Here is a 25,381-nt window from a genome sequence, read left to right on the forward strand (position 1 = left end):
GTGCTCCAGGAGGGGGCGGCGCGGGTGCGCCGAGGTCGTCAGGGGGTGGGCGGGGAGACCGTCAGCAGGAAGGCGGCCGGCGCGTCGGACTCGTTGGCGTACCGGTGCGGCTGGCGGGAGTCGAACGTGACGGCCTCGCCGGCCTGCAGCGCGTGCTGCGCGTCGCCCACGGTCACGGTGATCGCACCGTCGAGCACGTAGACGCACTCGGTCGACTCGTGGCCCCAGGCGTGCTCGGAGCTCACGTCGCCGGGCGCGAGCTGCGCGCGCAGCACCTCGAAGTCGCCGCGGCCGGGCGTGATCCGCTCGTAGGTGATGAGGCCGGCGGGTGCGCTCATGCGGAACCGCTCGCCCGGCCGCGAGACGTGCACGGCGGGCGCGTCGGGGTCGCGGAAGAGGGTGGCCATGTCGGCCTCGAACACCTGGGCGAGCTTGCGCAGGGTCGTGACGCTCGGGTCGGTGCGGCCGTTCTCGATCTGGCTGAGGAGGGCGGTCGACAGTCCGGTCGCGTCGGCGACCTGCCGCAGCGTCAGGCCGTGCTGGTTGCGGAGCGCGCGTAGGCGGTGTCCCAGCATGTGGCCTCCGAATCGGTGCGAATCACGCGAATCTGTTTCGTCTTGGTGAACACGTTTGATCAGACTGTACATCTGGTCCGCCCTTGTGGTGTCATCCCTCACACACGGCGTCCCCGCGCCACCGACACACACGCCGGACCCCCGCAGCGTCGCTGACCTGCACCGGCACGGACGGAGAAGCATGCAGCGACCTACCCCTCGACGTCGCGTGACCCTCGCGCTCGCCGCCGCGGCGGCCCTGACGCTCGCCGGGTGCACCGCCGGGTCCGCCGGTGGTGCCGGTGGCGCGTCCGGTGACAGCACCGACGGGCCCACGACCGGCGGCACCCTCACGGTGGCCAACTCGTTCGTCGTCAAGAACCTCGACCCCGCGCAGGTGTACGAGGCGACGGGCGCGATGGCCGTGCACGCCATGTACGACACCCTCGTGACCTTCGAGGGCTCGGACGTCTCGGACCCGCAGCCGCTGCTCGCCGAGAGCTGGGAGTCCAACGACGAGGCGACCGAGTTCACGTTCACGCTGCGCGACGACGTCGTCTTCTCCGACGGCTCCGAGCTCACGGCCGAGGACGTCGTGTTCAGCCTCAACCGCCTGGTCAACCTCAAGGGCAGCCCGTCCGTGACGGTCCAGGGCTTCAGCGCGTCGTCGCCCGAGGAGGGCGTCGTCGTCGTCACCACCGAGACGCCGAACCCGAACGTCCCCACCATCCTCGCGATGCCCGCCACGGGCATCGTCAACGCCGAGACGGCGCGCGCCAACGGCGCGACGGACGCGGCCGACGCCGCCGAGTCCGACTCCGCGACGTCCTTCATGGACGGCGAGTCGATCGGCTCGGGCCCGTACGTGCTCGACGCGTTCGACCCCGCCTCCGAGATCGTCCTGACGGCCAACCCCGAGTACTGGGGCGAGGCGCCGGCGTACGAGCGCATCGTCATCCAGAACGTCGAGGCGCAGAACCAGAAGATGAGCGTCGAGCGGGCCGGTCGCGACTTCGTCGCCCTCGACCTGTCGGGCCGCATGCTCGACGACCTCGACGACGCGCTGCAGGTCTCCAGCACGCAGGACACGTTCTACTTCCTCACGCTCCACCAGGACCCCGCGGTCAGCGAGGTCACGTCGAACCTCGAGTTCGTGCGTGCGCTGCGCGCGTCGATCGACTACGAGGGCCTGGCCGCGCTGTTCGGCTCCGAGGCGCGTCCCGCGGCCGGCATGGTCCCCACCGCGTTCGCCGGCGCCCTGCCGGAGTCCGAGTCCAAGGCGCAGGACCTGGACGCCGCGAAGCAGCACCTCGCGGCCTCGGGCGTCACCGACCCGAGCGTCACGCTGATGTTCCCGGCCATGACGTACCGCGGCGTCGACCTGGCGACCATCGCCACCAAGGTGCAGAACGACGCCGCGCAGGCCGGCATCACGGTGCAGCTGGACCCCCAGCCCATCGCGTCGTTCCTCGACGCGCAGTCCGCCGGCAAGGTCGCGTTCCGGTTCAGCCCGCAGTCGCTGAACTACCCGGTCGCGTCCTCGCTCGTGAACAACTTCCACCCGGGCCAGACCAGCGCCGAGCGCACCGGCTGGACCCTCGAGCGGGCCACGCCCGAGGCGATCGCCGCGGGTGACCGCGTGCGGGCGGCCCTCGACACCGCCGAGCAGGACGCGGCCATGCAGGACTGGCAGCGCGTGCTCGACGAGGACGGCCCGTACATCCCGCTCGCGTACAACTCGGGCGTCGTCGTCTCGACGTCCGACCTCGTGGGCGCGGACTACTCGCCGGCCGGCTGGCAGGTCGACCTGCGCGCCGTGGCGCGTCGATGACGCGCGGTGTCGCCCCGTCGGGGAGCGACACCACCGCCCGGCGTCACCGTGCGGAGGGCGGGGTGACCACCACCCCGCCCTCCGGCGGTGCCCCCGCCCGGGACCGGTGGCGTGGCGTCACCCACGCGGCCCGCTACATCTCGCGCCGCATCGCGATCACCCTGACGCTGCTGCTCGGCGTCACGGTCATGACGTTCCTCATCGTCCAGGCCGTGCCCGGCGACGCCGCGTCGGCCAACCTGTCCGAGACGGCGCTGAACGACCCCGAGGTCGTCGCCGCGTACCGCGCCAAGTGGGGCCTCGACCAGCCGCTGCCCGTGCAGTACTGGGTGTACCTGACGAACGTGCTGCAGGGTGACCTCGGCATCTCCCAGCAGACCGGCCGGTCCGTGCTGGGCGACCTGCTCACCTACGTGCCCGCGACCCTCGAGATCGCGCTGCCGTCGATGCTGCTCGCCGTGGTCATCGGCACCGCCGTCGGGCTCTACGCGGCCGTGCACCACGACCGCACGGGCGACCAGGTCGTGCGCGTCGGCACCCTCGTCGGGCTCTCGACGCCGTCGTTCTGGCTCTCGCTCGTCGTCCTGTACGTGTTCTTCTACCTGCTGGGCGTCAGCCCGTCGGGCGGTCGGCTCAGCACGTGGATCGTGCCGCCCGAGCGCGTCACGGGCATGACGACCGTCGACGCCGCCCTCGCGGGCCGGTGGGACGTGTGGTGGGACGCCGTGCAGCACCTCGCGCTGCCGGTGCTCGTCCTGACCACGCTCACGGTCGCGGTGCTCACGCGCTTCGTGCGCTCGGCGATGCTCGAGGTGCTCGACGCCGACTACATCCGCGCCGCGCGGGCCAAGGGCCTGCCCGAGCGCACCATCCTGCGCCGCCACGTGCTGCGCGCCGGGCTCGTGCCCGTCATCACCGTCAGCGGCCTGGCGTTCGCGTCCCTGCTGTCGGGCACCGTGCTCGTCGAGCAGATCTTCGGCTGGCCCGGCGTCGGGCAGTACGCCTACCGGGCCGCGAGCGGGCTCGACATGCCCGCGATCATGGGCGTCAGCCTCTTCGTCGCGCTCGTGTACACGGCCGTCAACCTCGGCGTCGACCTGCTGTACGGCGTCATCGACCCACGGATCAGGGTGTCATGAGCTTCGAGGTCCAGCGTCCTGCCCCGGTGCCCACCGACGCGTCCGGCGACGTGCCGGAGGGTCCGGTCGACCGGCGCACCGCCCGCGCGCTCGGGCGCCGCACGTGGCCGCAGCGCCTGCGCGTCCCGTCCGTGCACGGCATCTGGCGTCAGCCCGCGGTCGTCGTCGCGCTCGTCATCGTCGTCGGCTGGCTCGCCGTCGCCGCGTTCGCGACGCTGATCGCCCCGGCCGACCCGATCGCGCAGTCGCCCGACGTGTACGCGGCCCCGTCGGCCGCGCACCCGTTCGGCACCGACGAGCTGGGCCGCGACGTGCTCAGCCGCGTGCTGCACGGTGCGCGCCTGTCGCTGCCGCTCGCGTTCGTCATCGTGCTGGGGTCGCTCGCGGTCGGCGGGCTGCTCGGCCTGGTGGCCGGCTACCTGGGCCGCGTCGCGGACGAGGTCATCATGCGGGTGACCGACCTGTTCTTCGCGTTCCCGCAGATCATCCTGGCCATGGCGGTGTCGGCGGCGTTCGGGCCGAGCACGCGCAACGCGGTCCTCGCGCTCATCCTCGTGTCCTGGCCGACGTACACGCGCGTCATCCGGTCCGCGGTGCTCAGCATCCGCGGGTCGGACTACCTGGCGGCCTCGCGCATGCTCGGCGTGGGCCCGGTGACGGCCCTGCGCCGCGACGTGGTGCCCAACTCGGTCGGCCCGGCCGTGGTGCTCGCGACCCTCGAGCTCGGCAACGCCGTGCTCATGCTCGCGGCCCTGTCCTTCCTCGGCCTCGGGCCGCGCCCGCCCGCACCCGAGTGGGGCGCCATGATCGCCGGCGGCTCACGGGACCTGTCGATGTGGTGGGTCAGCGTGTTCCCCGGCCTGGCCATCCTCACCGTCGTCCTCGCCTTCAACGTCCTCGGCGACGCGCTGCGCGACCGTCTCGACCCCCGGCACGCGAAGGGCCTGTCATGACCCGTCTGCTCGACGTCCAGGACCTGGCCGTCGCCCTGCCCGCTGCGGGCGGCGGCACCGTCCCCGTCATCCACCACGCGTCCCTGCACGTCGACGAGGGCGAGATCGTCGGCATCGCGGGGGAGTCCGGGTCCGGCAAGTCCATGACGGCGCAGGCGCTGCTGGGGCTGCTGCCCGACGGCGCCCAGGTGCGCGGCACGGCGCGGCTGGACGGCACGGACCTGCTCGCGCTGCGCGGTGCGCAGTGGAACACGGTGCGCGGCAAGCAGGTCGCCATGGTGTTCCAGGACGCGACGTCCGCGCTGCACCCGATGCTGACGATCGGCCGGCAGCTCACCGAGCACATGCGCCTGCACCTGGGGCTCGACAAGCGCGCCGCGAACCGTCGCGCGGCCGAGCTGCTCGACCGCGTGCGCATCCCCGAGCCCGAGCGGACGCTCAAGGCCTACTCGCACCAGTTCTCCGGCGGCATGCGCCAGCGCGTGGCCATCGCCGCGGCGCTCGCGTGCAACCCGCGCCTGCTCATCGCCGACGAGCCGACGACGGCCCTCGACGTGACGGTCCAGGCGGGCATCCTCGAGCTGCTCGACGAGCTGCGGCGCGACATGGGCCTGTCGGTCCTGTTCATCACGCACGACCTCGGCGTGCTGGCGGCGCTGACGTCGCGGTCGTACGTCTTCTACGCCGGGCGCGTCATGGAGCAGGCCCCGACCACGGACCTGCTGCTCGACCCGCGCCACCCGTACACCGCGGCGCTGCTGCGCGCCCGCCCGCACGCCGACGACTCGTGGGGCGCCGCCGGCACGCGCGGCACGCACGCCCTGACGACCATCCCGGGCACGCCCGCGACGCCCGCCACCGCGGGCCCCGGCTGCCCCTTCGCGCCGCGCTGCGCGTTCCGCGAGGACCGCTGCACCGACGCCCCGCCGCCGCTGCTGACCGTGGCCCCGGGCCGCGGCGCGGCGTGCGTCGTCCAGCCCGACCTGCACGAGGTGCCCGCATGAGCCTGCTCGAGATCCGCGACGTCGAGGTCGAGTTCCGCTCGCGGAGCCGCGGCACGGTCCGCGCCGTCGACGGCGTGAGCCTCGACGTCGAGCGCGGCCAGGTCGTCGGGCTCGTCGGCGAGTCCGGGTGCGGCAAGTCGTCGCTCGCCCGGGCCGTCGTGGGGCTCGAGCCCGTGACGACGGGCACGGTGCTGCTCGACGGCGCGCCCGTCGCACCGCTGCGGTGGCGCCGCCGCTCGGCGCACGACGTCCGCATGCAGATGGTCTTCCAGAACCCGTACGGGTCCCTCAACCCGCGCCGCACGATCGGCTCGCAGCTGCGTGACGGCCTGCGCACGCCGGCCGCCGCGACGGACCCCGACGGCGAGGTCCGCCGGCTGCTGGACCTCGTCGGCCTGGACGAGGACGCCGCGCAGCGGTACCCCCACCAGTTCTCCGGCGGGCAGCGCCAGCGCGTCGTCATCGCGCGCGCCCTGGCCGCCGACCCCGACGTGCTCGTCGCGGACGAGCCGGTCACGGCCCTCGACGCGTCGTCGCAGGCGCAGGTGGTCAACCTGCTGGTGCGCCTCGTGCGCGAGCTCGGCCTGGGCATGCTGTTCATCTCGCACGACCTGGCGCTGGTGCACGAGATCGCGGACGTCACCGCGGTGATGTACCTGGGCCGGATCGTCGAGTCCGGGCCGACCGACCAGGTGTGGGCGTCCCCGCAGCACCCGTACACGCGCGCGCTCATCGACGCGCTGCCACGCATCTCCGCGCAGCCGACGCTGCCCGTCGGCCTGCGCGGCGAGGTGCCGGACGCGGCGCGCATCCCCACGGGCTGCCGGTTCCGGCCGCGCTGCCCGCGCGCGATGGACGTGTGCACCGGTGAGCCGCCGGTCGTGCAGATCGGTCAGCAGTGGTCGGCGTGCTGGCTGCACGCGCAGGAGACGGCCGGCACACCCGCCGGCGCGACGGAGGGACGGGCATGAGCACGACGCAGGGGACGGTCCTGACGGGCGCGACGGTCTGGGACGGCGTGGCCGACGCGGCCGCGGCGGACCAGGCGCTGCACGTGCTGCCCGACGGCACGCTCGGCGCGGTCGGTCCTGCCGCGGACGTGGTGGCCGGCGCCCCGGGCGCGACGGTCGTCGACCTCGCGGGTGCGGTCGTCGTGCCCGGCCTGGTGAACATGCACGTGCACCTCGGCCTCGCGCTGCCCGGCGCCATGCAGGACGCCGCGCAGGGCGCGGGCGACGCGACGCTCGCGCTGCTCATGGCCGGGAACGCCGCGCAGACGCTGCGCGCCGGGGTCACCACCGTGCGCCTGGTGGGGGAGACGAACTTCGCGGACATGGCGCTGCGCACGGCGATCCGCGCCGGTCACGTCCCGGGCCCGCGCATCTTCACCGCCGGGCACGCGCTGTGCTGCACGGGCGGGCACGGGCACGACTCCGACGCGATGGAGGCCGACGGCGCCGACGGGTTCCGGCGCGCGACGCGCGTGCAGCTGCGCGCGGGCGCCGACCTCATCAAGGTCTGCGTCTCCGGCGGCATCGCGGGCCTGCACGAGGCGATCGACACGCCGCAGATGACGGACGACGAGATGGCCGCCGTCATCTCGACCGCGCACGACTGGGGCCGCAAGGTCACGGCGCACGCGGGGCCGTCACCGGTCGTGGCGCGCGCCGTCGAGCTCGGCCTGGACTGCGTCGAGCACGGCTACGACCTGACGGCCGAGGTGTGCGCGCTCATGGCCGAGCGTGGCGTCGCGTACGTCCCGACCATCACCGTGAGCCGCTGCGAGGAGTTCTTCCGCGCCAACGGCGTGCCGCAGTGGATGATCGACCGCGCGCTGGGCGCCGGGCCGGTGCACTGGCAGTCGCTGCAGCACGCGATCGCGGCCGGCGTGACGATCATGATGGGCACCGACATGCCGCCGCAGGCGGACTACGACGGCACCACCGCGACGGTCCGCGAGATGGAGCTCATGGCCGAGGCGGGCATGTCCCCGCTCGACGTGCTGCGTTCGGCGACGAGCGTGGCGGCCGACTGGCTGGGGGGTGACGAGGTCGTCGGGCGCCTGGTCCCCGGTGCGGTGGCGGACCTGCTGGTGCTCGACGCGGACCCCGTCACCGACGTGTCGGCGCTGCGGGGGATGCACGCGGTGGTGCAGGGCGGGCGCGTCGTGCGCGACGACCGCGGCGTGCTGACCGGGCTGGGACGCCCGTGACGGCGTCCGAGGCCGCACCCGAGAGCGCACCCGACGCGCCGACGACCGACCTGCACGACCTGCGCGTCGTCGTCGACCGCATCGAGGGCCGGTCGGTGTGCGGCATGCGCGTGGGCGACTGCCTCGAGCTGTCGCAGTCGCGCCTGACCATCCCCGCCGGGCAGCACTTCTGCCTCTACGCGCTGTCCGCCGTGCTGCCGCTGCTGCCCGCCAAGCAGCGTGACCTGGCACCGGGGGACTGGCTCGCGCAGGACGCGTACGTCGCGTGCCCCGACCCCGAGGAGCGGCTGATCATGCGCATCGAGCGCACGGGCCGCTCGTCCGTCCCCACCGAGGAGCTCACGTGAGCGCGCCCCACGACCGTCCCGTGCGGATCACGGTCGCCCTGCAGTCCGACAAGACGACCGCCGAGTACGGCGCGCTGGCCGAGCGCGTCGAGGGCCACGGGTTCGACGGCCTGTCGGTGTACGCCGACCTGGGCTACCAGCCGCCGCTGCCCGCACTCCTGACGGCCGCCGCACGCACGCGCTCGCTCACGCTCGGCCCGGCGTGCCTCAACCCGTACCTCACGCACCCCGTGGAGATCGCCGGCCAGGCCGCGACGCTCGACGAGGCGAGCGGCGGCCGGTCGTACCTGGGCCTGGCGCGCGGGTCGTGGCTCGACCGTGCGGGCGTCGTGCAGGACCGGCCCCTGGCGGCGCTGGAGGACACGGTCGCGATCGTGCGGCGCCTGCTCGCGGGCGACGACGCGGGCTACGAGGGCACGGTGCACTCGCTGCCCGCCGGCACGGGCCTGCACTACCGCCCGCTGCGCGCGTCGGTCGACGTGCTGCTCGGCGTGTGGGGCCCGCGCGGTGCGCGCCTCGCGGGGCGGATCGCCGACGAGGTGAAGATCGGCGGGTCCACCAACCCCGACATGGTGCGGCTCATGCGCACGTGGCTCGACGACGCGTCGGTCGCCGCCGGCCGCGGCGCCGGTGCCGTCGGCGTCGTCGCGGGCGCCGTGACGGTCGTCGACGAGGACGGCGCGCTGGCCCGGCGCGTCGCGCGGCGCGAGGTCGCGATGTACGTCGACGTGGTCGCGGCGCTCGACCCGACGGTCGACGTCGACCCCGACCTGCTGCACCGCCTGCACGACCTGCTGGCCGCGGGCGCCCTCGACGAGGCCGGCGCCCTGCTGCCCGACGACCTGCTGGACCGCTTCTGCTTCGCCGGCACGCCGCAGGCGGTCGCCGAGCGGACCGTCGCGCTGGTCGAGGCGGGCGCGACCCGCGTCGAGTTCGGCACGCCGCACGGGCTGACCGGCCCCGGCGGCATCGACCTGCTGGGCGCGGCCGTGCTGCCCGCCGTGCGCGAGGCGCTGGGCGCGACGGCGGGGGTCGTGGCGTGACGACCCGCACCGTCCTCGACGCCTACGTCAGCGACCTCGCCGGCCTCGACCCGGACGCGGCCGAGGCGCTGGGCCGCACCGGCGTCATGCGCGTGCCGGACCTGTCGCCCGACGCGTTCGCCGCGCGCAACGACCTCGACCGGCGCACGCTCGCCGCGCTGCGCGCCGCACCCGCCGACGGCCCGGACGCCACGCTGCGCCTGGCCGCGCTCGAGCGGCTCGGCAGCGACGTCGCGCTCGACGAGGTCGGCTTCACGCGCCGGCTGCTCGCGCCGCTGGCCACGCCCGTGCACCTGGTGCGGCAGGTCTTCGACGGGCTGCCGCGCGCCACCGAGGCGGACTGGCACCGCGTCGCGTGCCACCTCGCGGAGGTGCCGCGCGCGCTCGAGCAGTACACGGCCACGCTGCACGACGCGGCGGACCGCGGGCACGTCGTCGCCCAGCGGCAGGTGCGGGCCGTCGCGGACCAGTGCGACGCGTGGGTCCGCGACGCGTACTACCACGCGCTCGTCCGCGAGTACTCCGGCGCCGACGCGTCGCTCGGCATCGCGCTGTGCGAGCGCGCGCACGCGGCGACCGACGCGACCTCCCGGTTCGCGTCCGGCCTGCGCGACCGGCTGCTGCCGCGCGCCGGGAGCACCGACGGCGTCGGGCGTGAGACGTACGCCGTGACCAGCGCGGCCTTCCTCGGCACGTCGGTCGACCTCGACGCCCTGTACGCCTGGGGCTGGGACGAGATCGCGCGGCTCCAGGGACGCGCGCGCGAGCTCGCGCGTGCCGTCGTCGGGACGCCCGACGTCGCGGCTGCGGTCGCGGCGCTCGACGCCGACGTCGCGCGGCACGTCGAGGTCGGCGCGCCGCTCGAGCGGTGGCTGCAGGACCGGCTCGACGCGGTCACCGACGCCGTCGACGGCCGCTGGTTCGACGTCCCCGCGGCGCACCGCCGCGTCGAGGCCCGCCTGACCACGGCCGCGTCGGGCGTCATGTACTACACGCCCGCCGACGCCGCGGGCACCCGGCCGGGCCGCGTGTGGTGGACCGTGCCGCCGGGCACCGCGCACGTCGCCACGTGGCGCGACGTGTCGACCGTGCACCACGAGGGCGTCCCGGGGCACCACCTGCAGCACGCGATCACGTACGGCCTGGACCTGCACCCGTGGCAGCGGCTGCTGTGCCACGTGCACGGGTACGCCGAGGGCTGGGCGCACCACGCCGAGCACCTCGCGGAGGACATCGGCCTGCTCGACGACCCGGGCGAGCGGCTCGGCGCGGTCTTCGCGCAGCTGTGGCGCGCGTGCCGCATCGTCATCGACATCGGCCTGCACCTCGACCTGCCGGTGCCCGCCCGCACCGGCGTGCGCTGCCTCGACGGTCAGGCCCGCTGGACCCCGGAGCTCGGCGTCCAGGTGCTGCAGGAGGTCGCCGAGGTGGACCCGACGACCGCACGCTTCGAGGTCGACCGGTACCTCGGCTGGCCCGGCCAGGCGCTGGCGTTCAAGGTCGGCGCGCGGCTGTGGCAGCAGGTCCGCGACGAGGTCGGCGACCTCGACCTCAAGACGTTCCACATGACCGCCCTCGGCCTGGGCCCCATGGGCCTGGGGCCGCTGCGGACCGCCCTGACCACCGGCGCCCTGCGGGGCGCCCCGTCCGACAGGACCGACGCATGACCACCGACGCCCGCGGCGAGATCGTCTCCCGCATCTCGACCATGTACGACGCGCTGGGCGACCGGCCGCGGTTCGACGCGCACCTGCACCCGGACGTGCTCATGTGGGAGTCCGACGCCGAGGGGCTCCTGCGCGGGCTGCCCGCGCTCGACACGCTGCGCGACGAGCGCCGTGCGCGTGCCGCTGACGGCCCGCGGCCGGTGTCCGTCGCGCCGCACGTGGTCGCGGCCGACGCGTGGGGCGACACGGGCGTGGTCCGCTACGAGCTGCACGCCACCTACGACGACGGCACCGCCGACGAGGTCTTCCGCGTCACCGACGTGCTGCGCCGCGAGGACGGCACGTGGCGGATCGTGCACCACCACGCGGAGCGCCGGGACTGACCCGTCGCCCGCGGCGCGCGGGCCGGGGCTGCGTCGCCCGCGGGGCCCGTCGGGGGCACCATGGGAGGCACGCGCGGTGCCCGGCCGTCGCCGACGGAGGGGGTCCGTGATGGTCGTCGTGGGTCTGGTGCTCGCGGGGCTCGCCGCGCTCGTGCACGTCTACATCTTCTGGCTCGAGTCGGTGGCGTGGACGACGCCGCGCGCCCGCCGCATCTTCGGCATGGGCCCGCAGGAGGCCGAGGCCACGCGCGCGCTCGCGTACAACCAGGGTTTCTACAACCTGTTCCTGGCCGTGGTGGTGGTCGTCGGCATCGTGCTCGTCGCCGCGGGCCACCTCGCGGTGGGGTCCGCGCTCGTGCTCGCCGGTGCGGGGTCGATGGTCGCGGCCGCCCTCGTGCTGCTGCTGTCGGACCGCAGCAAGGCGTCGGCGGCACGCTCGCAGGGGCTGCTGCCGCTGCTCGGCGTCGTCGCGCTCGTCGTGGGGCTGGTGGCCTGACGCGCCGACGGCGTCGTCAGAGCAGCGCGCGCGCCCGGTCGTACTGCGGGGGCAGGGGCAGGTCGACGCCCAGGGCCAGCGCCGCCCGGTGGGGCCAGAACGGGTCGACGAGCAGCGGGCGGGCCAGCGCGACGGCGTCGGCGGACCCGCCGGCGACCACCTGCTCGGCCTGCGCGGGGTCGGTGATGGCGCCCACCGCGATCGTCGGCACGCCCGCCTCGGCCCGCACGCGGGCGGCCAGCGGCACCTGGTAGCCGGGCTCCACGGGGATGCGGACGCGCGGCAGGTTGCCGCCCGTCGAGACGTGCACCATGTCGACGCCCAGCGGTGCCAGGTCGCGCGCGAGGCGCACGGTGTCGTCGCCCGTCCACCCGGCGGGCTCCACCCAGTCGGTCGCGGACACGCGCACCAGCACCGGCAGGTCGTCGGGTACCGCGGCACGCACGGCCGACGTGACCTCGCGGGCCAGCCGCGTGCGGTTCTCGAACGAGCCGCCGTACGCGTCGTCGCGCACGTTGGAGTCGGGGGAGCAGAACTGGTGCAGGAGGTAGCCGTGCGCGGCGTGCACCTCGACCACGTCGTACCCGGCGGCGACGGCGCGACGGGCCGCGGCGGCGAACGCCTCGACGACGCCGGCGATCGCGTCGGTCGTCAGCGCGGACGGCGTCGGGTGCCCGTCCGCGAACGGCACGGCGCTGGGCCCCACGACCGGCCAGCCGCCCGCGTCGGCGGCCAGCGGACCACCGCTGCGCCACGGGGCGTCGGTGCTCGCCTTGCGGCCGGCGTGCGCCAGCTGGATGCCCGCGGGCACGCCCTGCGCGTGCAGCAGGTCGACGACCCGCCGGTGCGCCGCGACCTGCGCGTCGTCCCAGATCCCCAGGTCGAAGGGGCTGATGCGCCCCTCGGGCACGACGGCCGTCGCCTCGACGATCACGAGGGCCGCGCCGCCCGCCGCGCGCGCACCGTAGTGCTGCACGTGCCAGTCGTTCGGTGCACCCGCGTCCGGGCCGTCGGCGGCGGCCGAGTACTGGCACATCGGCGCCATCCACACGCGGTGCGCGAACGTGGTGCCGCGCAGGGTGAGGGGCGAGAAGAGGGCGGAGGGCATGTCCTCAGTCTGACCGCTCGCGCCCGGGCCCGGGTCGGTGGCACCCGTCGACGTGTCCGACGTCACGGGCGTGGGCGGGCGGACGCGGTGGGGCCGGTGGGCTCAGCGCCGGGCGCGGTCCCGCTCGGACTGCTCCGCCCAGCCGGACGCCTCCAGCGGCGAGTTCCCGGGCACGATCCGCTGGGTCGGCGAGGGTACGCGGACCGGGGGCGGCGTGCGCCGCACCAGGCCGAGAGCTACCGCGAGCGCTCGCTCGCCGTCACGCCGGACATCGCTCGTGATGCCGACGGTGCGCGTGGACATCTGTTCCTCCTCGCCGGGTGGCGACGTGCGGGGTGCTGGTGTATCCATCGTCGGCACGCCGCCTGCCGGGCTCAAGTGACCTCCGCGGAGATGGTGCGGGAGGTGGTCCACGGGTTACCTCACACCGCACGCCGACGTCCTGCCGGACGACGTTCCGGCCGCGCAGCGGGGCTACCGCTGAGTCGCCACGCGCCTCACGGCCGGCTCCGCCCAGCCCGACGCCTCGAGCGGTGAACGGCCGGGGACGATCTGCTGCGCGAACGAGGGCAGCCGCACCGGCGGGGGAGTGCGTCGCGCGAGGCCGAGGGCCACGGCGAGCGCTCGCTCGCCGTCCCGCCGGACGTCGCTCGCTGTGAGAGCGGTCGTGCTCATCGGGATCCCCTCCCCGGGTCGTGCGCTGAGGTGCCTACGTCCCTCTATCGACAAGGAGAGGCTTGGGGCTGAGAAGATTCACCCCCGGTCGCGTCGGCTGGCACACTGGCCGCGTGAACGACCTGCACGCAGGTCTGATCGCCGGATTCAGCTGGCGGTCCGATCCTCCGGTCTGGCCCGAGTCGCGCGCGTACTACGCCGACTACAGCGCATGGTGGCGCGACAGCTCGGTCCTCGCCGCGATCGGTCCCGCGCTCGCCGGGCTGTTCCACGACGCAGAGCCCACGGTCGTCCTCGGGACCGAGTCGCACGGGTTCCTGCTGGGACCGCTCGTGGCGCGTCACCTGGGGATCGGGTTCGCGGCGGTGCGGAAGAAACCGGAACGCGCCTCGAACGACGAGGTGTGGCTGGTCCGCAGGACTCCGCCCGACTACCGGGATCGGCATCTGGACCTCGCCGTCCGCCGCTCCGTCCTGCGCACGGGGGACCGGGTGCTCTTCGTCGACGAATGGGCGTCGACGGGCGGGCAAGCACGCGCGTGCCAGCAGCTGGTCGACGACGCCGCTGCCAGATGGTTGGGTGCCGCCGTCGTCGTGGACGCACTCGAGAACTCGGCGGACCGGCGGGCGCTGAACCTTCGCAGTCTGATCCACGTCCGGGAGCTGAACCGTCGTTGACCCCGCTGCGGGGAGCGCGCGGCGGTCCGTGACGTCGGTCCCGAGCTCCAGGGTCGACAGCGGCTCTTGCGGCGGGTGCGTGACGCACGTGAGGGGGCGGAGCGCCGTGGTCACCGCGCACACCTGGTCGCACCGGCCGCCTTCATGGCCGAAGGAGGCGGGCTGCGGCAAGGTCGCAGGTGAGGGTGGGCCCCGTGGGGATCGAACCCACAACCCGCGGATTAAAAGTCCGCTGCTCTGCCAATTGAGCTAGAGGCCCGGGCCGAGCAGCGATTCACTGAGACAAGCCTCTCGAGAACTCTCGAGAGAGCCCCTGCTCAGCCCTGCGCGTCCGGGCACCCAGGGTACGCGGGCCGCGAGGTCAGGTCGGGGGCGTCGTCGTGGACGTGTCCGGGGGTTGCCAGAGCGTCGTCGAGCAGCGCGCGCAGCGTCGGGTCATCGGCGTCGACGTCCCGCAGGAGTTTGCTGCGACGGTTCACAGCGAAGCTGGGACGCCCGGACGATCAGGAGCGTCAGGCCGTGGTGGGGGATGAGGGATCGTCGGCGCTGGTCGTAGATCGGACGCTGCCCTCCGCGGTGCACGCTGCTGACGGTGAGCTGGTCCCGCTTGTCGAAGTGCGTGACCGGGTCGTCGTGCTGACGCTCGTAGACCTCGACGACCAGGGAGAGGTCGGGCTTCGCCCAGAGAGTTCCGCGACGACGTCGTGGCCGTGGCTCGCCGCGGGATGCCCTGATCAAGAAGATCGCCCCGGACTTCGGCATCGCCAAGTCGTGCCTGCGCCGCTGGTTGCGCGACACTGGCGTCGCCGACGGCAACCGGCCGGGGCTCACCCGCACCGAGTCGGCCGAGCTGCGTGAGGCAAACCGCCGGATGCGGTTGCTTGAGCAGGAGAACGAGGTGCTGCGCCGCGCGGCGGCGTGCCTGTCCTAGGCGCACCTGCCGGGAAAAGCTCTACCCGCTCGTGGGCGATCTCGCCGCCGACGGCATCCCCGTGGTGGTGACAGGCCGGGTCCTCAAGCTCGCGAGACAGCCCTACTACCGCTGCCTCGCCGCTCCGATCTCCAGGACGACCTCGTGCTGCGCCGGTCCGTGACCGTAGGAGGATCACTCGGGCGGCGCAGCGTTTTGCGGGTGACGCCCTTGAGGGGTGTGCCAGAGTTGGCAAACGGGCCGACAAGGGAGATTCATGGCTAAGCGTGGCTTCTTCGCGGAGCTGAACTACCAGGCGCAGCAGGCGGAGAAGGCGCGGCGCCAGCAGCAAGCGGCAGGTTTCCGCGCCCAGGCGCTCGCAGAGCGAGAGCTGGAACGCTCTCGTGTTGCGGCGGAGCGTGCTCGGGCGAGTGCTTCCCGTGCGTCGGCCGCGGATCAGAAGGCGGCGGAGAAGGAAGCCGCCCGTCTACACGTCGAGGCGCAGCTTGCCGAGGTCGCTGCACTCAACGCAGATGTGGCGAACGAAGCCACGCAGATCGACGGTCTCCTGGCTTGGACGCTTGAGGTGGACGACTATGTCGAGCTCGAGAGCCTGAAGGTCATCGTCGAGCATCCGTCGTTCGACCCTGGAAGGCTCGGGGTCGCGACACCGGCGGTGCCGCCCCTGGTCTACCCTCCTGAGCCCGTGTATGAAGAGCCGCGTGCGCCGGGTGGTGTGTCGGCAGCGTTCGGTGGACGCAAGAAGCATGAGCAAGCGGTCGAGCAGGCGCGCCAGGCCTTCGACATCGCCCGACGTCGGTGGCACGAAGCGGCGACGGCCTTGCACTCTCAGCACCTCGCAGCGCTGGCGTCGCGCGAAGAAGTTGAACAGCGGCGGCTCGCGCAGCTTGCCATCGCGGAGGCCACCTACCGCGAAGAGTGCGCGCAGCGCGAAGCGGACGCGGCGGCACGCAACGCAGAGCTCTCGACGCTGATCAACGAGCTTGCGTTCGACGTCGAGTCCGCGATTCAGGAGTACGTCGGCATCGTCCTGTCGAACTCGGTCTATCCCGAGATCTTTCCCGTCAGCCACGACCATCGCTTCTCTCTCGAGACCCGGGAGCTGACCCTCACGGCAATCGTGCCCGAGCCGTCGGCAGTGCCTTCCGTGAAGGAGTTCAAGTACGTCAAGGCCAAGGACGAGATCGTCGCGACAGCCCTCACCGCCAAGGCGCAGAAGGATCGGTACGCCGAGGCGGTCTGGCAGGTGGCCGTCCGAACCCTTCACGAAGTCTTCGAGGCGGATCGCGCCGGGAAGATCCGTTCGATCGCGCTGACCGTCGGGGTGAACCGCATATCTCCAGCCACGGGGAAACCCGAGACCGTACCCCTCGTTCAGGTCGCCGCCGACCGGGAGACCTTCAGCGGGTTCGATCTGGCCAACATCGTCCCGCAGGCGACCCTGTCCCACTTGGGTGCCGCACTGTCCAAGTCTCCGTTCGACCTGACACCAGCCGACACGGCTAGGGGTGTGCGGGTCCGGGGACAGGGGTGAAGTTCAACCCGCCGCCCGGATGGCCTCAGCCGCCCGAGGGCTGGATGCCCCCGCCAGACTGGAATCCGGACCCCGCCTGGCCAGACCCACCTTCGGGTTGGCAGCTGTGGGTCGACGACCAGCCGGCTGACACCGGAATGCCAGCCGCAGCACCAGCCGTCGACGCCAGCTCGGACAACGCAGAATCGCCCCTTCCAGAACCAAGCCGTGCCCAGGAAACCTCGCAGCCGCCAACCTCAGCCGCTTCAGATCCAGGCGTACTCCTGCGTCGAATCGCTGAACTCGAGGCGGCGCTCTCTGCCGCGCAGGCCGGAACGGGCGGAGTCATCGAACTGAGCGATCAACGCGTCCTCCAGGACGTGGGGATCTACCGGTACCACCACCCCCTTGAGGACGCGGCAGCCTACAAGGAGCGGCTTCACGAGCTGGAGCAACAGATAGACGTCGTCGTGAAGGACGGCAAAGCCGTTCTCGCGGCAGACCTGTTCACGTTCGACGGGTCGTTGGCGAAAGGTCGGCGGATGGTCGGTGACCTGTCCAAGCTCATGCTGCGTGCGTACAACGCCGAGGCCGACAACTGCGTCCGATCACTTCGTTCCGGGAACATCAGCACCGCGAAGAAGCGACTGGACTCCGCAGTGGCTGCCATCGAGAAGCTGGGCGCGATGATGGAGATGCGGGTCAACCCCGCCTATCACGCACTGCGCCTTGCCGAGCTCGAGCTCACGGCCGACTTCCAGATGAAGGTCCAGGAGGAACGCGAGCGCGCCCGTGAGGAGAGGGAGCTGCTGCGGGAGCAGCGGCGCGCTGAGCAGGAACTCGCGGCGGAGCGCGAGCGGCTCGAGAAGGAGAAGAGCCACTACCTCACCGTGCTGGAGTCGCTACGCGCGCGGGGCGATGACGCTGCAGCAGATGACCTCGCTCACCGCCTGGAACAGATCACGGAGGCCATCGCGGCCAACGACTACCGGATCGCGAACATCCGCGCGGGGTATGTCTACGTCATCTCGAACGTCGGCGCCTTCGGGCCCAACATGGTGAAGATCGGCATGACCCGTCGCCTCGAACCTCACGATCGGATCCGCGAGCTCGGGGACGCGTCCGTCCCGTTCCGCTACGACGTGCACGCTCTCTTCTTCTCGGAGGACGCCATCGCCCTCGAGGGCCAGCTGCACAAGGCCTTCGCGGAACGGCGGGTCAATTTCGTCAACGAGCGGCGCGAGTTCTTCTTTGCCACTCCGAACGAGGTCCGAGCTGTACTTGACGAGAAGGTCGGTGGGCTCCTTGAGTTCACCGAGGATCCGGAGGCCCTCGAGTACTTCCAGAGCCGAGGACGCTGGCCCGAACTGGGCCGACCATCTCCATCGACGGGTGTTCATGTGAGGCGCTAGATGTCACAAATGAGTGCTGGACCAATGCCCGGGATGCCACGGCAGCTTGGGGCGACAAAGTCAGTTGGGTTTTCGCACGCAGGCGGCGCGACCGGGCCCGGGTACGACACGTGCCGTCGGCCCTGGACCTGTGGCGGCCTTAGCCCGATAACGCGTGAGAACACGCATGCCGTGACTAGGCCGCAATAGGCCGGGTAGTCACATTGTTTGCCCAAGCTCCGGGGTCCATCCCCGCTCACACCACAGCGCGTCACTGACAGGATCATTGGATGCTCGAGGCGAAGACGCCCCTGCTTGACAACGAAACGACGGAGATTTTGGCGAAAGCCCTCGACGGTGGTCCGTCCGATGACATGCCGGTTCTCCCACGAAGGGACGAGGGCGTCAAGGAAGCGCATCGCTCAATCCGGCTCTCAGAACCCGAGCTGTGTGACTCTTGCGCACAGGAACCGCCGACAGCCGCCGGTCGCCGCGGGGCGCGAGATCGAGGAGGTCGACACCTGCCATGAGCACCGATTATCCCCTGTGGTCCGACGAGCCAGCGACACGCGACCTGCTGGCGTTTCGTGCTGTGGCTGAAACCGCAGCTGACTCGATCTTCGATGAGCACCTCGACCCCGTCGCGATCGGGCTTTCGGGGGCGTGGGGCAGTGGCAAGACCAGCGTGCTCGAACTGATCAAGGCCGAGATCATCGAGCGATCCGCGACCGCGGACGGCAAGGTCTTGGTGATCCCGACCCAGCCGTGGCGCTACGACCCGGCAGTTGGACCCAAGGAGAGCCTCATTGCCGAGGTGCTCGGCGCGCTGGGAAGGGAGTTCAAGACCGAGGACCCCGTCGGCAAGGCCGGGCTCGAAGCGTTCAAGAAGCTCGTGCGCAAGGTCAACTGGTCCAAGGCTGTCAAGATGGCGGCCCGCACCGCGCTCACCATGCAACTTCCGGACATTGACGACATGTTCGGGCTGGTCAGCGACGACCCAGAGAGCCTCGACGCCGAGAAGGGGATGGCGGCCTTCCGAGACGAGTTCGAGGCACTCCTCGCCGACCCGGCGCTACAGCACCTGTCGCGTGTGGTGGTCCTCGTCGACGACCTCGACCGCTGCTTGCCGGACACCGTGGTAGAGACGCTCGAAGCGATTCGGCTCTTCCTGTCCGCAAAGGGCATGTCGTTCATAATCGCTGCCGATGAGGATCGCGTGGCCGAGGCTATCCAGCAGAAGTTCAAGACCCCCGATGCCAAGGGTGAGGATGAGGATCCGTCAAAGCTCTACCTGCACAAGATCGTCCAGACGACGATCCCGCTGCCCGCGTTGAGCCGATTCGACACGGAGGCGTACCTGTTCCTCCTGCTGGCGAAGGCCGAGCTAGAAGACGATGCCTATGCCGAGTTCGTCGCCAAGTGCGACGAGCTACGCCTGGATGGCGGCAGTCTCGATGGCATCGAGGTCACGGCTGGCAGCTCGCTCGCAGGCCATTTGGTCACGGCTGCGCGCCTCACCCCGATCCTGTACGAGAAGTTCCACGGCAATCCGCGCCGCATCAAGCGCTTCCTGAACGATCTGAATGTCCGCCGGGCCATTGCGAACCGTCGCGGCTTCGAACTCAAGGCCGACGAGGTCGCCAAGCTCATGGTCCTTGAGCGCATCCTCACCGAGGACTTCCTCACGGTTCTCGACTGGCTGGCGTCTAGCCAGCTTCGAGACAAGCTCGAAGCGCTCGAGCGCGCAGCCAACGGCCCCGCCGAAGCACCGCCCGAAGAGACTTCCGGCGTTCCGGCGGTGGCTCCCGCGAAGGGCAGGCGAGCGGCCAAGAGCGCACCTCACGAGCAGGAGCCGACGCCCGAGCGCGTCGACGCCTTCAGCGACACTCTTCGGCGGTGGGCGAAGCTCCCCCCTGCCCTTGACGCTTCGGCTATCTCGGGCTACCTCTATCTGGCTGCTTCGTTCGCCAAGATCGAGGTCACTGATACTGGACTGCCCGAGCGCCTTCGTGACCTCGCTGCGGCTCTCACCTCAAGCCTCAAGCTCGACCGTGCTGGTGTCACTGAGCACTCACTCAACGCGCTACCTGAACCTGATGCGCAGACGCTCGTCGGGTACCTCGGCCGTCGAACGCGCGACCAGCCGAGCATCCAGAGGTTCACCGCGGAGAGCCTCCTACGCATCGCGGCGCAGCAGCCCTCCACAGTGCCGAGCGTCGTGGCGGCGCTGAAGGGTCTGCCCGCCGGTGATGTCGAGATGGCGACGATCATTAAGCTGCGCCCGCTCGATCCGGCGACCTACCGACCCGTGCTTGAGGCATGGAAGGCGGGGACCAATGACGCGCAACTCCTGAATTCGATCGGCGTCGTCGAGACAACTTGGAGCGGCGGCAATGGGAACTAGTGGCTCATTTGGCGGGAGCGGTGGTAAGGACGCTCGCGATCTCCGCAGCAACATCGCGGATTGGCTAGACGGACCCGGTGAGCACGGGTCGGCGAACGCGCCGGACTCGGGCGAGCTGGGAGGAGGTGACCGTCCTTCCGTTCCACCCCGATCGGGTCCCGCCAACCTGCCCTCACAGGTCGACCTCGGCCCAGCTCTCCGTGTGCTTCTCCGCTCTCGTGGTCGGGGAGGCGGCGCGGACGGTCCTGGCAGTGGTGGCGGTGGTGCGCGCAGCGGTGGTGCAGGTAGCCGCACCTATGGCGGAGCGTCGCGATCGGTAGGCCGAGTTTCAAAGGCGGCAGGCCGCGCCGGACGCCTTGCCCTTGCGTACTCGTCGGGGAATCGCGAGGCGCTGCGTGAGTCGGGACTCAACTACGACGAGCTCCGCGCACTGGGTGATCCGGTCGCCATTGGTATCAGGATCATCGAGGCTGCCTTTGAGTCCAAGTCCGACAGCACTGTCGCCGACGCGGAGGAACGCGACATAGTCGCTGGGGTCGTCGAGTGGATCCTCGATCAGCCGGCAGATCGCCCACCGACACCGGAAGAGGTCGTACGGAAGGCAATCGAGACGTCAATAGCGGAGACTGCACTGACAGAGATCTCCGCAACGGTCTATGCGAAAGCTGCAAGTGCCGAGAAGAGGCGCAGCCTGGAGCGACAGATCCGCGATGTTGCCGCGGAATACGCGACGCAGGCCACTCTGAGCCCTTCCGGAGCTACCGAGCAGGAAATGTCGAAGGCGATCGAGCGTGGCATCCGAGACATCGGCATGATCTTCGGAGTCAAGTCATGACCCGGCTCCTACTCGCGATCTCAGAGACCGACGCTGAAACCGCTCTCCAGCACGGTGTATTCGACGAGGTCTTTCTTTGGGCGCCCAGCGGAAAGTCCACGTTCGTCGGCCCACTCGACCCGTACCTGTCGACGCTCGGAGCAGTAAACCCGCGCAACGTGGATCTCGTTCGGATCGCTCTGGCGGTCCTCGCATCTGATCGGTCGGTGCTTCGCGAGGGCGGGGGCTCGAACTGGAATGCTCGAGAGCTCGATCTCACAGTGCAAGTGGCTGATCCTGCCCTCTGGGCGTCCTATGCCGACCGGCTCGCCCGAGTCGTCGGCTTCCTCTCTGGTGACTCCTGGACGTTCCAGTTCTCGCCCGCACCTCCTGCCAACGAGACAGTTCTGCGTATCGAGGAGCAGCACCACGAGCGCACGGTGCTTCTGAGCGGCGGGGCGGACTCGGCGGCCGGCGCGCTTCTCTCAGCCCTCGAGCTAGGTCATGGACGCTCGCAAGCTCTGGTTTCCCAGTACAGCTCGACCGCGATATCTCCTGTCCAACAGGGCCTCTTCAAGGCGGTGCAAGCGTTCGTCCCAAGGTGCGGCCAGGTGCATCGGCAGTTCCACCTACACCGCAGGTCGAAGCGTCTGGGTGGGACGTCGTTTCAAAGCGAGTCGTCGACGCGGTCGCGATCGCTCCTCTTCCTCGCGCTCGGGCTTGCCGTTGCGGAACGTGCCGCTTCACCGCTCTGGATTCCCGAGAACGGCTTCGCGTCGCTCAACCCGCCGCTCGGCCCAGACCGCCGTGGGGGCCTGTCGACCCACACGACTCACCCGAGGTTCCTCAGGGAGCTGGCGGATCTGATGGAGGACGTCGGCGGCCATAGCCTGATCGAGAACCCCTTTGAAGGGCTCACGAAGGGCGAGATGTTCCGACGCGTCGCGGACGCGATCGGCGTGGACTCCGCGTCCGGGTACCTCAGCTCGACCAACTCGTGCTCGCACACCGACGCCCGCTTCGTTGGGGTGACCGGAGCGTCCTGCGGCGTGTGCTTCGGGTGCCTGGTGCGACGGGCCGCGTTCCTCGCGGCAGGCATCCCTGACAAGACGACCTATCTCGTCGACGACAAGGCCGGCCGTTTCGAAGGCTTCGTCAAGCAGAAGTCAATCGTCGAGCCCATGCGTGACTTCGCCGACCGGGGCATCCGCGCGCGCGATGTCATGGTCATGTCCTTGCCGTCGGGATACGCCGCACAGGATGCGCTGGCCCTGTCTCAGAGGGGCGTGGAAGAACTCCGGAGTCTGTTCGCATGACGGTGCAGCTCCCACCAATCGATCTCCATGCGCACATCAGCCCGAAGGTGAGCCATGCGGAGCTAGAACGACTCGGCGCCGTGGTATTCGCTGCCACTAGATCCATTGCTGAATTCGAGTCCGTCAGGAACCGCCGCGACACCGTGACCGTCTGGGGGTTGGGCTGTCACCCTGGCGTTGAGCGAGCGCAAACTGCCTTCGACCCTGCGGAGTTCACGAAACTTCTGCCAATGACGGCGTATGTGAGCGAGGTCGGGATCGACGGGCGCTCGAGGGTCGCGATCGACACGCAGGTGCGAGTGCTGACGTCGATCCTGGAGAGCCTACAGAGGGCGCCGCGGATTACTTCAATTCACAGTTCAGGGGCGCCGAGCATCGTTCTCAAAATTCTGGAAGAACATCGAGTCCAGGGCGCAGTTCTGCATTGGTGGCGGGGCGATACGAAGGAGACGAGGCGCGCGCTTGAACTAGGGTGCTGGTTCTCATTCAACGCTGCAGGCATGAAGCATCCCGCAGATGTCGCCGCGATCCCGCTCGATCGGGTCCTCACCGAGACCGACCATCCGACCGGCGATCGAGGCTCCACGTCCCCGAGGCAGCCTGGCGCAGTTGGCGACGTGGAGACTGCGCTTGCTCAACTTCACGGGCTCGACGCGGCAGCTGTCCGTCGGCAGGTCTGGTCGAACTTCGCGAGCCTTGTCCACGCAGTTGATGTTGTGGAGCTCCTTCCACTACCGGTGCGCCGCATGCTCGCTGCCACAGAACGTCCGGACCCCTCCCCCCGCAGTTAAGTGCGCGGCGACTGAGCTCTGAGGCGCTCCTAGCGACCGGGCCACGGCTCGAGCGCAACTGCCGCCATCAGCCCGCCCGCGGCTATCGACTGCAACCGAAACGCCAGGGCGCGCGACTCATTCAGCTGGCAAACGCCAGCGGGCGGACACCCCAGTGCGTCATGGTGGCTGGATCACATCGTCTGGGGAGGGTCTTGTGCACGATGCCGAATCGCTACTCGTTGGTACTCCCTATCTGATCGCAGGTGACTTCGTATCAGCGACTCGGTTCCAGGCTGCTGCTACTCGGTCGTCCGAGACGCGCAGGAAGGCCACGGAGACCAACGCGCGCATCGTTGCGGAGGCCCAGGAGGTGCTCGATCCGTACCTGAAGGCGGCACGAACCGATCTCGTTGCAGAGAGCAACGTGATCGAGGGGATGCAGTGGTCGGCGCAGGAGGTCCGCGCAGTGGTCGCCACTCATCGTGAGCTCCTCTCGGCACCAACGCGGACGCTCGTGGCCGGCGTGAAGTCTGATCCACGCGTCTACGAGGCGCTGGGGCTCTACAGAGCACACGAGATCGCAGAGACCTGGTCAGAGCAGGACAGGGTGCCGCGCGCTCACGAGATCCGCGAATTGCACCGGCTTATCCTGGGGGCGATCCCCGGCAGCGGTGAGTTCAAGCAGTTCGATAACGTGATCGGTGGAAGCGCCCACCGCACTTCCTCCGTTGCCGACACGCCCCGGGTGATGCTCGAGCTCGCAGACTGGTGGGGTGCGGGAACCCCCGACCCCCTGCTGACCGCGACCGTAGTGCACGCCTGGCTCGCCCATATTCACCCGTTCGAAGACGGGAACGGACGCCTCTCGCGAATCCTGGCGAACCTCGAACTGGCGCGTCACGGGTACCCCGCGCTGACCGTCCGAGCTGCGAGCGATCGCGGCGAGTACTACGCAGCGCTCGCCGCGAGCGACGAGGGCGACCTCCTGCCCCTGTATGAACTCTTCGGGAGAGTCCTGCGCAGGCAAGCCAAGATCATGTCGCGACCCCACTACGTCCGCGCGGTCATCGAGGACCGGCTCCTCGCGAGTGAGAGTGAGCGCCACAGATTCTGGCTAAGCACCCTGCGTCAGTTCACCACGGCGCTGGGAGAGAGCCTGCGAGGGCGTGGTGCCCTGTTTGAAGTTCAGGGAACGCTGGATCCAGGTTCGTTCTCACTCCTTTGCGACCGCGACGTCGAAGGTAATGGCTGGTTCGCGACGGTCCGCCAGAAAGGTGAGCAGAGCGAGTGGCTCCTTTGGTTCGGCTTCCGCAGCGATAGGTGGCTGGAGATCGATAGCAGCGCGGTGTACCCGTCCATCTTTATCTCGCGTCGCGACCGTACTCCTGACGCGATGCACCCTTACACGCAACACTTCCTGCGCAGTGACATAGACGGTCGCGTCCCCGACGAGATCAGCGTCATTCCCGCCGTGCCCTCTCCTATAAGGCAACGGTTTGAATTCGACCTTACAGAGACCCGGCCCGAGGAGTCTGCCCGACTAATCGCGGACTCCTTGGTCTCCGTGCTCTAGTCCTGTCCGGATCGTTGCATTTCCATCGCCGACGTGGCGCGTGCTGTACTGGTCTCGTCCAACCCGGCGCGGCTGGTGTACCGCCACCATCCCGCGCTGTGTCGGATGCGACCATCGACCTGCGTCTTCTTCGACGGTCGAGGTGCGAACTGTCCCCGCAGAGGAAGACCTTCGGCTGAGCTGGCTCACCTTTCTCGACAAGCGATACGGGGGCCGCGTGTACGAGGACAGCAGCGGGGCGCACGTCGACGTTCTGGACAACGATCCGCAGGGGGACCGAGTGCTGGCGGTCCTGGATCCGGGTGGTGTGCGTGACTTGGATCGATGCCGCGAAGGTATCGCTGAATCCGTTCTAGCGGACTGAGCCGAGATCAGCTGAGCCACCACTGTCGGGCGACCCCATGGATTGTCGGCAGGTGGTGCGACGATGCGGCTGTGTCCGGCAAAGGTGATCCGAGGCGTAGAGGCGGCGGGCGCGCGCAGCGTCGCCCAACGCGAGCAGATGGGCGACGCGTTGCTGCCCGCGTGCTCCCCGGGGACGGCCCGCGTGACGACGGGCCCAATGCTGAGCACCTAT

Annotated in this window: 22 protein-coding genes and 1 tRNA gene; 19 read left to right on the plus strand and 4 right to left on the minus strand. The window is 70.6% G+C overall.

Annotated elements, in window-relative coordinates; genetic code table 11:
• Positions 1-38: 38 nt before the first annotated feature.
• On the minus strand, positions 39-575 hold the full coding sequence (locus tag H9657_RS09995) for a helix-turn-helix domain-containing protein (RefSeq protein WP_191782914.1): 537 nt from the start codon (positions 573-575) through the stop codon (positions 39-41).
• A gap of 181 nt (positions 576-756) precedes the next feature.
• On the opposite strand from H9657_RS09995, the gene H9657_RS10000 reads away from it, so the two are divergent.
• The 11 genes from H9657_RS10000 to H9657_RS10050 all read left to right on the plus strand — a co-directional run bounded on the left by H9657_RS10000 (position 757) and on the right by H9657_RS10050 (position 11,629).
• Positions 757-2,385, plus strand: coding sequence for an ABC transporter substrate-binding protein (locus H9657_RS10000; RefSeq protein WP_191782916.1), 1,629 nt, complete (start codon positions 757-759; stop codon positions 2,383-2,385).
• Positions 2,386-2,447: 62 nt separating this feature from the next.
• On the plus strand, positions 2,448-3,524 hold the full coding sequence (locus H9657_RS10005) for an ABC transporter permease (RefSeq protein WP_318241410.1): 1,077 nt from the start codon (positions 2,448-2,450) through the stop codon (positions 3,522-3,524).
• Positions 3,521-4,477 (plus strand): ABC transporter permease, encoded by a 957-nt coding sequence (locus H9657_RS10010; RefSeq protein ID WP_191782920.1) that lies wholly within the window; start codon positions 3,521-3,523, stop codon positions 4,475-4,477. The genes H9657_RS10005 and H9657_RS10010 overlap by 4 nt, the downstream gene beginning before the upstream one ends.
• Positions 4,474-5,481: an ABC transporter ATP-binding protein gene (locus tag H9657_RS10015; protein WP_191782922.1), complete on the plus strand. Its 1,008-nt coding sequence runs from the start codon at positions 4,474-4,476 to the stop codon at positions 5,479-5,481. Before H9657_RS10010 ends, H9657_RS10015 begins: the two co-directional genes overlap by 4 nt.
• Positions 5,478-6,452, plus strand: a complete 975-nt coding sequence (locus H9657_RS10020) for an ABC transporter ATP-binding protein (protein ID WP_191782924.1) — start codon at positions 5,478-5,480, stop codon at positions 6,450-6,452. Before H9657_RS10015 ends, H9657_RS10020 begins: the two co-directional genes overlap by 4 nt.
• Positions 6,449-7,693 carry a metal-dependent hydrolase family protein gene (locus H9657_RS10025; RefSeq protein ID WP_191782926.1) on the plus strand — a complete coding sequence of 415 codons (1,245 nt, stop codon included), beginning with the start codon at positions 6,449-6,451 and terminating at the stop codon, positions 7,691-7,693. Before H9657_RS10020 ends, H9657_RS10025 begins: the two co-directional genes overlap by 4 nt.
• Positions 7,690-8,040, plus strand: a complete 351-nt coding sequence (locus H9657_RS10030) for a TIGR04076 family protein (RefSeq protein ID WP_191782929.1) — start codon at positions 7,690-7,692, stop codon at positions 8,038-8,040. The genes H9657_RS10025 and H9657_RS10030 overlap by 4 nt, the downstream gene beginning before the upstream one ends.
• On the plus strand, positions 8,037-9,083 hold the full coding sequence (locus H9657_RS10035; RefSeq protein ID WP_318241411.1) for an LLM class flavin-dependent oxidoreductase: 1,047 nt from the start codon (positions 8,037-8,039) through the stop codon (positions 9,081-9,083). The genes H9657_RS10030 and H9657_RS10035 overlap by 4 nt, the downstream gene beginning before the upstream one ends.
• Positions 9,080-10,750 carry a DUF885 domain-containing protein gene (locus tag H9657_RS10040; protein WP_191782930.1) on the plus strand — a complete coding sequence of 557 codons (1,671 nt, stop codon included), beginning with the start codon at positions 9,080-9,082 and terminating at the stop codon, positions 10,748-10,750. The genes H9657_RS10035 and H9657_RS10040 overlap by 4 nt, the downstream gene beginning before the upstream one ends.
• Positions 10,747-11,133 carry a nuclear transport factor 2 family protein gene (locus tag H9657_RS10045; RefSeq protein WP_191782932.1) on the plus strand — a complete coding sequence of 129 codons (387 nt, stop codon included), beginning with the start codon at positions 10,747-10,749 and terminating at the stop codon, positions 11,131-11,133. Before H9657_RS10040 ends, H9657_RS10045 begins: the two co-directional genes overlap by 4 nt.
• A 109-nt stretch (positions 11,134-11,242) precedes the next feature.
• Positions 11,243-11,629, plus strand: coding sequence for a DUF1304 domain-containing protein (locus H9657_RS10050; protein WP_191783025.1), 387 nt, complete (start codon positions 11,243-11,245; stop codon positions 11,627-11,629).
• A 16-nt stretch (positions 11,630-11,645) separates the two neighbouring features.
• Here H9657_RS10050 and H9657_RS10055 read toward each other — a convergent pair whose 3' ends face one another.
• Together H9657_RS10055 and H9657_RS10060 are read right to left on the minus strand one after the other, a co-directional pair.
• Entirely contained in the window at positions 11,646-12,737 is a 1,092-nt protein-coding gene (locus tag H9657_RS10055; protein ID WP_191782934.1) for an NADH:flavin oxidoreductase/NADH oxidase, read from the minus strand.
• Between the two features lie 102 nt (positions 12,738-12,839).
• Positions 12,840-13,040, minus strand: a complete 201-nt coding sequence (locus H9657_RS10060) for a hypothetical protein (protein WP_191782936.1) — start codon at positions 13,038-13,040, stop codon at positions 12,840-12,842.
• A gap of 485 nt (positions 13,041-13,525) precedes the next feature.
• Between H9657_RS10060 and H9657_RS10065 the strand changes: the two genes are divergently transcribed.
• Positions 13,526-14,089, plus strand: coding sequence for a phosphoribosyltransferase family protein (locus tag H9657_RS10065; protein ID WP_318241412.1), 564 nt, complete (start codon positions 13,526-13,528; stop codon positions 14,087-14,089).
• Positions 14,090-14,275: 186 nt separating this feature from the next.
• On the opposite strand, the gene H9657_RS10070 is transcribed toward H9657_RS10065, so the two are convergent.
• A tRNA-Lys gene (locus H9657_RS10070) sits at positions 14,276-14,348 on the minus strand.
• Positions 14,349-15,276: 928 nt separating this feature from the next.
• On the opposite strand from H9657_RS10070, the gene H9657_RS10075 reads away from it, so the two are divergent.
• From H9657_RS10075 to H9657_RS10105, 7 genes are all read left to right on the plus strand, one after another.
• Positions 15,277-16,554: a hypothetical protein gene (locus tag H9657_RS10075; protein WP_225215029.1), complete on the plus strand. Its 1,278-nt coding sequence runs from the start codon at positions 15,277-15,279 to the stop codon at positions 16,552-16,554.
• Positions 16,551-17,945 (plus strand): DUF4041 domain-containing protein, encoded by a 1,395-nt coding sequence (locus tag H9657_RS10080; protein ID WP_318241413.1) that lies wholly within the window; start codon positions 16,551-16,553, stop codon positions 17,943-17,945. The genes H9657_RS10075 and H9657_RS10080 overlap by 4 nt, the downstream gene beginning before the upstream one ends.
• Before the next feature lie 505 nt (positions 17,946-18,450).
• Complete coding sequence (locus H9657_RS10085) at positions 18,451-20,328, plus strand: P-loop NTPase fold protein (RefSeq protein ID WP_191782938.1); 1,878 nt, start codon at positions 18,451-18,453, stop codon at positions 20,326-20,328.
• A 202-nt stretch (positions 20,329-20,530) separates the two neighbouring features.
• On the plus strand, positions 20,531-21,163 hold the full coding sequence (locus tag H9657_RS10090; protein ID WP_225215030.1) for a hypothetical protein: 633 nt from the start codon (positions 20,531-20,533) through the stop codon (positions 21,161-21,163).
• Positions 21,160-22,458 (plus strand): hypothetical protein, encoded by a 1,299-nt coding sequence (locus tag H9657_RS10095; RefSeq protein ID WP_191782942.1) that lies wholly within the window; start codon positions 21,160-21,162, stop codon positions 22,456-22,458. The genes H9657_RS10090 and H9657_RS10095 overlap by 4 nt, the downstream gene beginning before the upstream one ends.
• Positions 22,455-23,249, plus strand: coding sequence for a TatD family hydrolase (locus H9657_RS10100; protein ID WP_191782944.1), 795 nt, complete (start codon positions 22,455-22,457; stop codon positions 23,247-23,249). Before H9657_RS10095 ends, H9657_RS10100 begins: the two co-directional genes overlap by 4 nt.
• 196 nt (positions 23,250-23,445) lie before the next feature.
• Positions 23,446-24,804, plus strand: coding sequence for a Fic family protein (locus tag H9657_RS10105; RefSeq protein ID WP_191782946.1), 1,359 nt, complete (start codon positions 23,446-23,448; stop codon positions 24,802-24,804).
• Positions 24,805-25,381: the final 577 nt, after the last annotated feature.

The sequence above is a fragment of the Cellulomonas avistercoris genome, from assembly GCF_014836445.1.
In the GTDB taxonomy this organism is placed as follows: domain Bacteria; phylum Actinomycetota; class Actinomycetes; order Actinomycetales; family Cellulomonadaceae; genus Cellulomonas; species Cellulomonas avistercoris.

Coding starts and splice junctions, on each gene's coding strand:
- H9657_RS10085 (WP_191782938.1), top strand. CDS start 18,451: ATGAGCACCGATTATCCCCTGTGGTCCGACGAGCCAGCGACACGCGAC.
- H9657_RS10060 (WP_191782936.1), bottom strand. CDS start 13,040: ATGTCCACGCGCACCGTCGGCATCACGAGCGATGTCCGGCGTGACGGC.
- H9657_RS10095 (WP_191782942.1), top strand. CDS start 21,160: ATGACCCGGCTCCTACTCGCGATCTCAGAGACCGACGCTGAAACCGCT.
- H9657_RS10045 (WP_191782932.1), top strand. CDS start 10,747: ATGACCACCGACGCCCGCGGCGAGATCGTCTCCCGCATCTCGACCATG.
- H9657_RS10025 (WP_191782926.1), top strand. CDS start 6,449: ATGAGCACGACGCAGGGGACGGTCCTGACGGGCGCGACGGTCTGGGAC.
- H9657_RS10000 (WP_191782916.1), top strand. CDS start 757: ATGCAGCGACCTACCCCTCGACGTCGCGTGACCCTCGCGCTCGCCGCC.
- H9657_RS10100 (WP_191782944.1), top strand. CDS start 22,455: ATGACGGTGCAGCTCCCACCAATCGATCTCCATGCGCACATCAGCCCG.
- H9657_RS09995 (WP_191782914.1), bottom strand. CDS start 575: ATGCTGGGACACCGCCTACGCGCGCTCCGCAACCAGCACGGCCTGACG.
- H9657_RS10075 (WP_225215029.1), top strand. CDS start 15,277: ATGGCTAAGCGTGGCTTCTTCGCGGAGCTGAACTACCAGGCGCAGCAG.
- H9657_RS10010 (WP_191782920.1), top strand. CDS start 3,521: ATGAGCTTCGAGGTCCAGCGTCCTGCCCCGGTGCCCACCGACGCGTCC.
- H9657_RS10055 (WP_191782934.1), bottom strand. CDS start 12,737: ATGCCCTCCGCCCTCTTCTCGCCCCTCACCCTGCGCGGCACCACGTTC.
- H9657_RS10015 (WP_191782922.1), top strand. CDS start 4,474: ATGACCCGTCTGCTCGACGTCCAGGACCTGGCCGTCGCCCTGCCCGCT.
- H9657_RS10020 (WP_191782924.1), top strand. CDS start 5,478: ATGAGCCTGCTCGAGATCCGCGACGTCGAGGTCGAGTTCCGCTCGCGG.
- H9657_RS10050 (WP_191783025.1), top strand. CDS start 11,243: ATGGTCGTCGTGGGTCTGGTGCTCGCGGGGCTCGCCGCGCTCGTGCAC.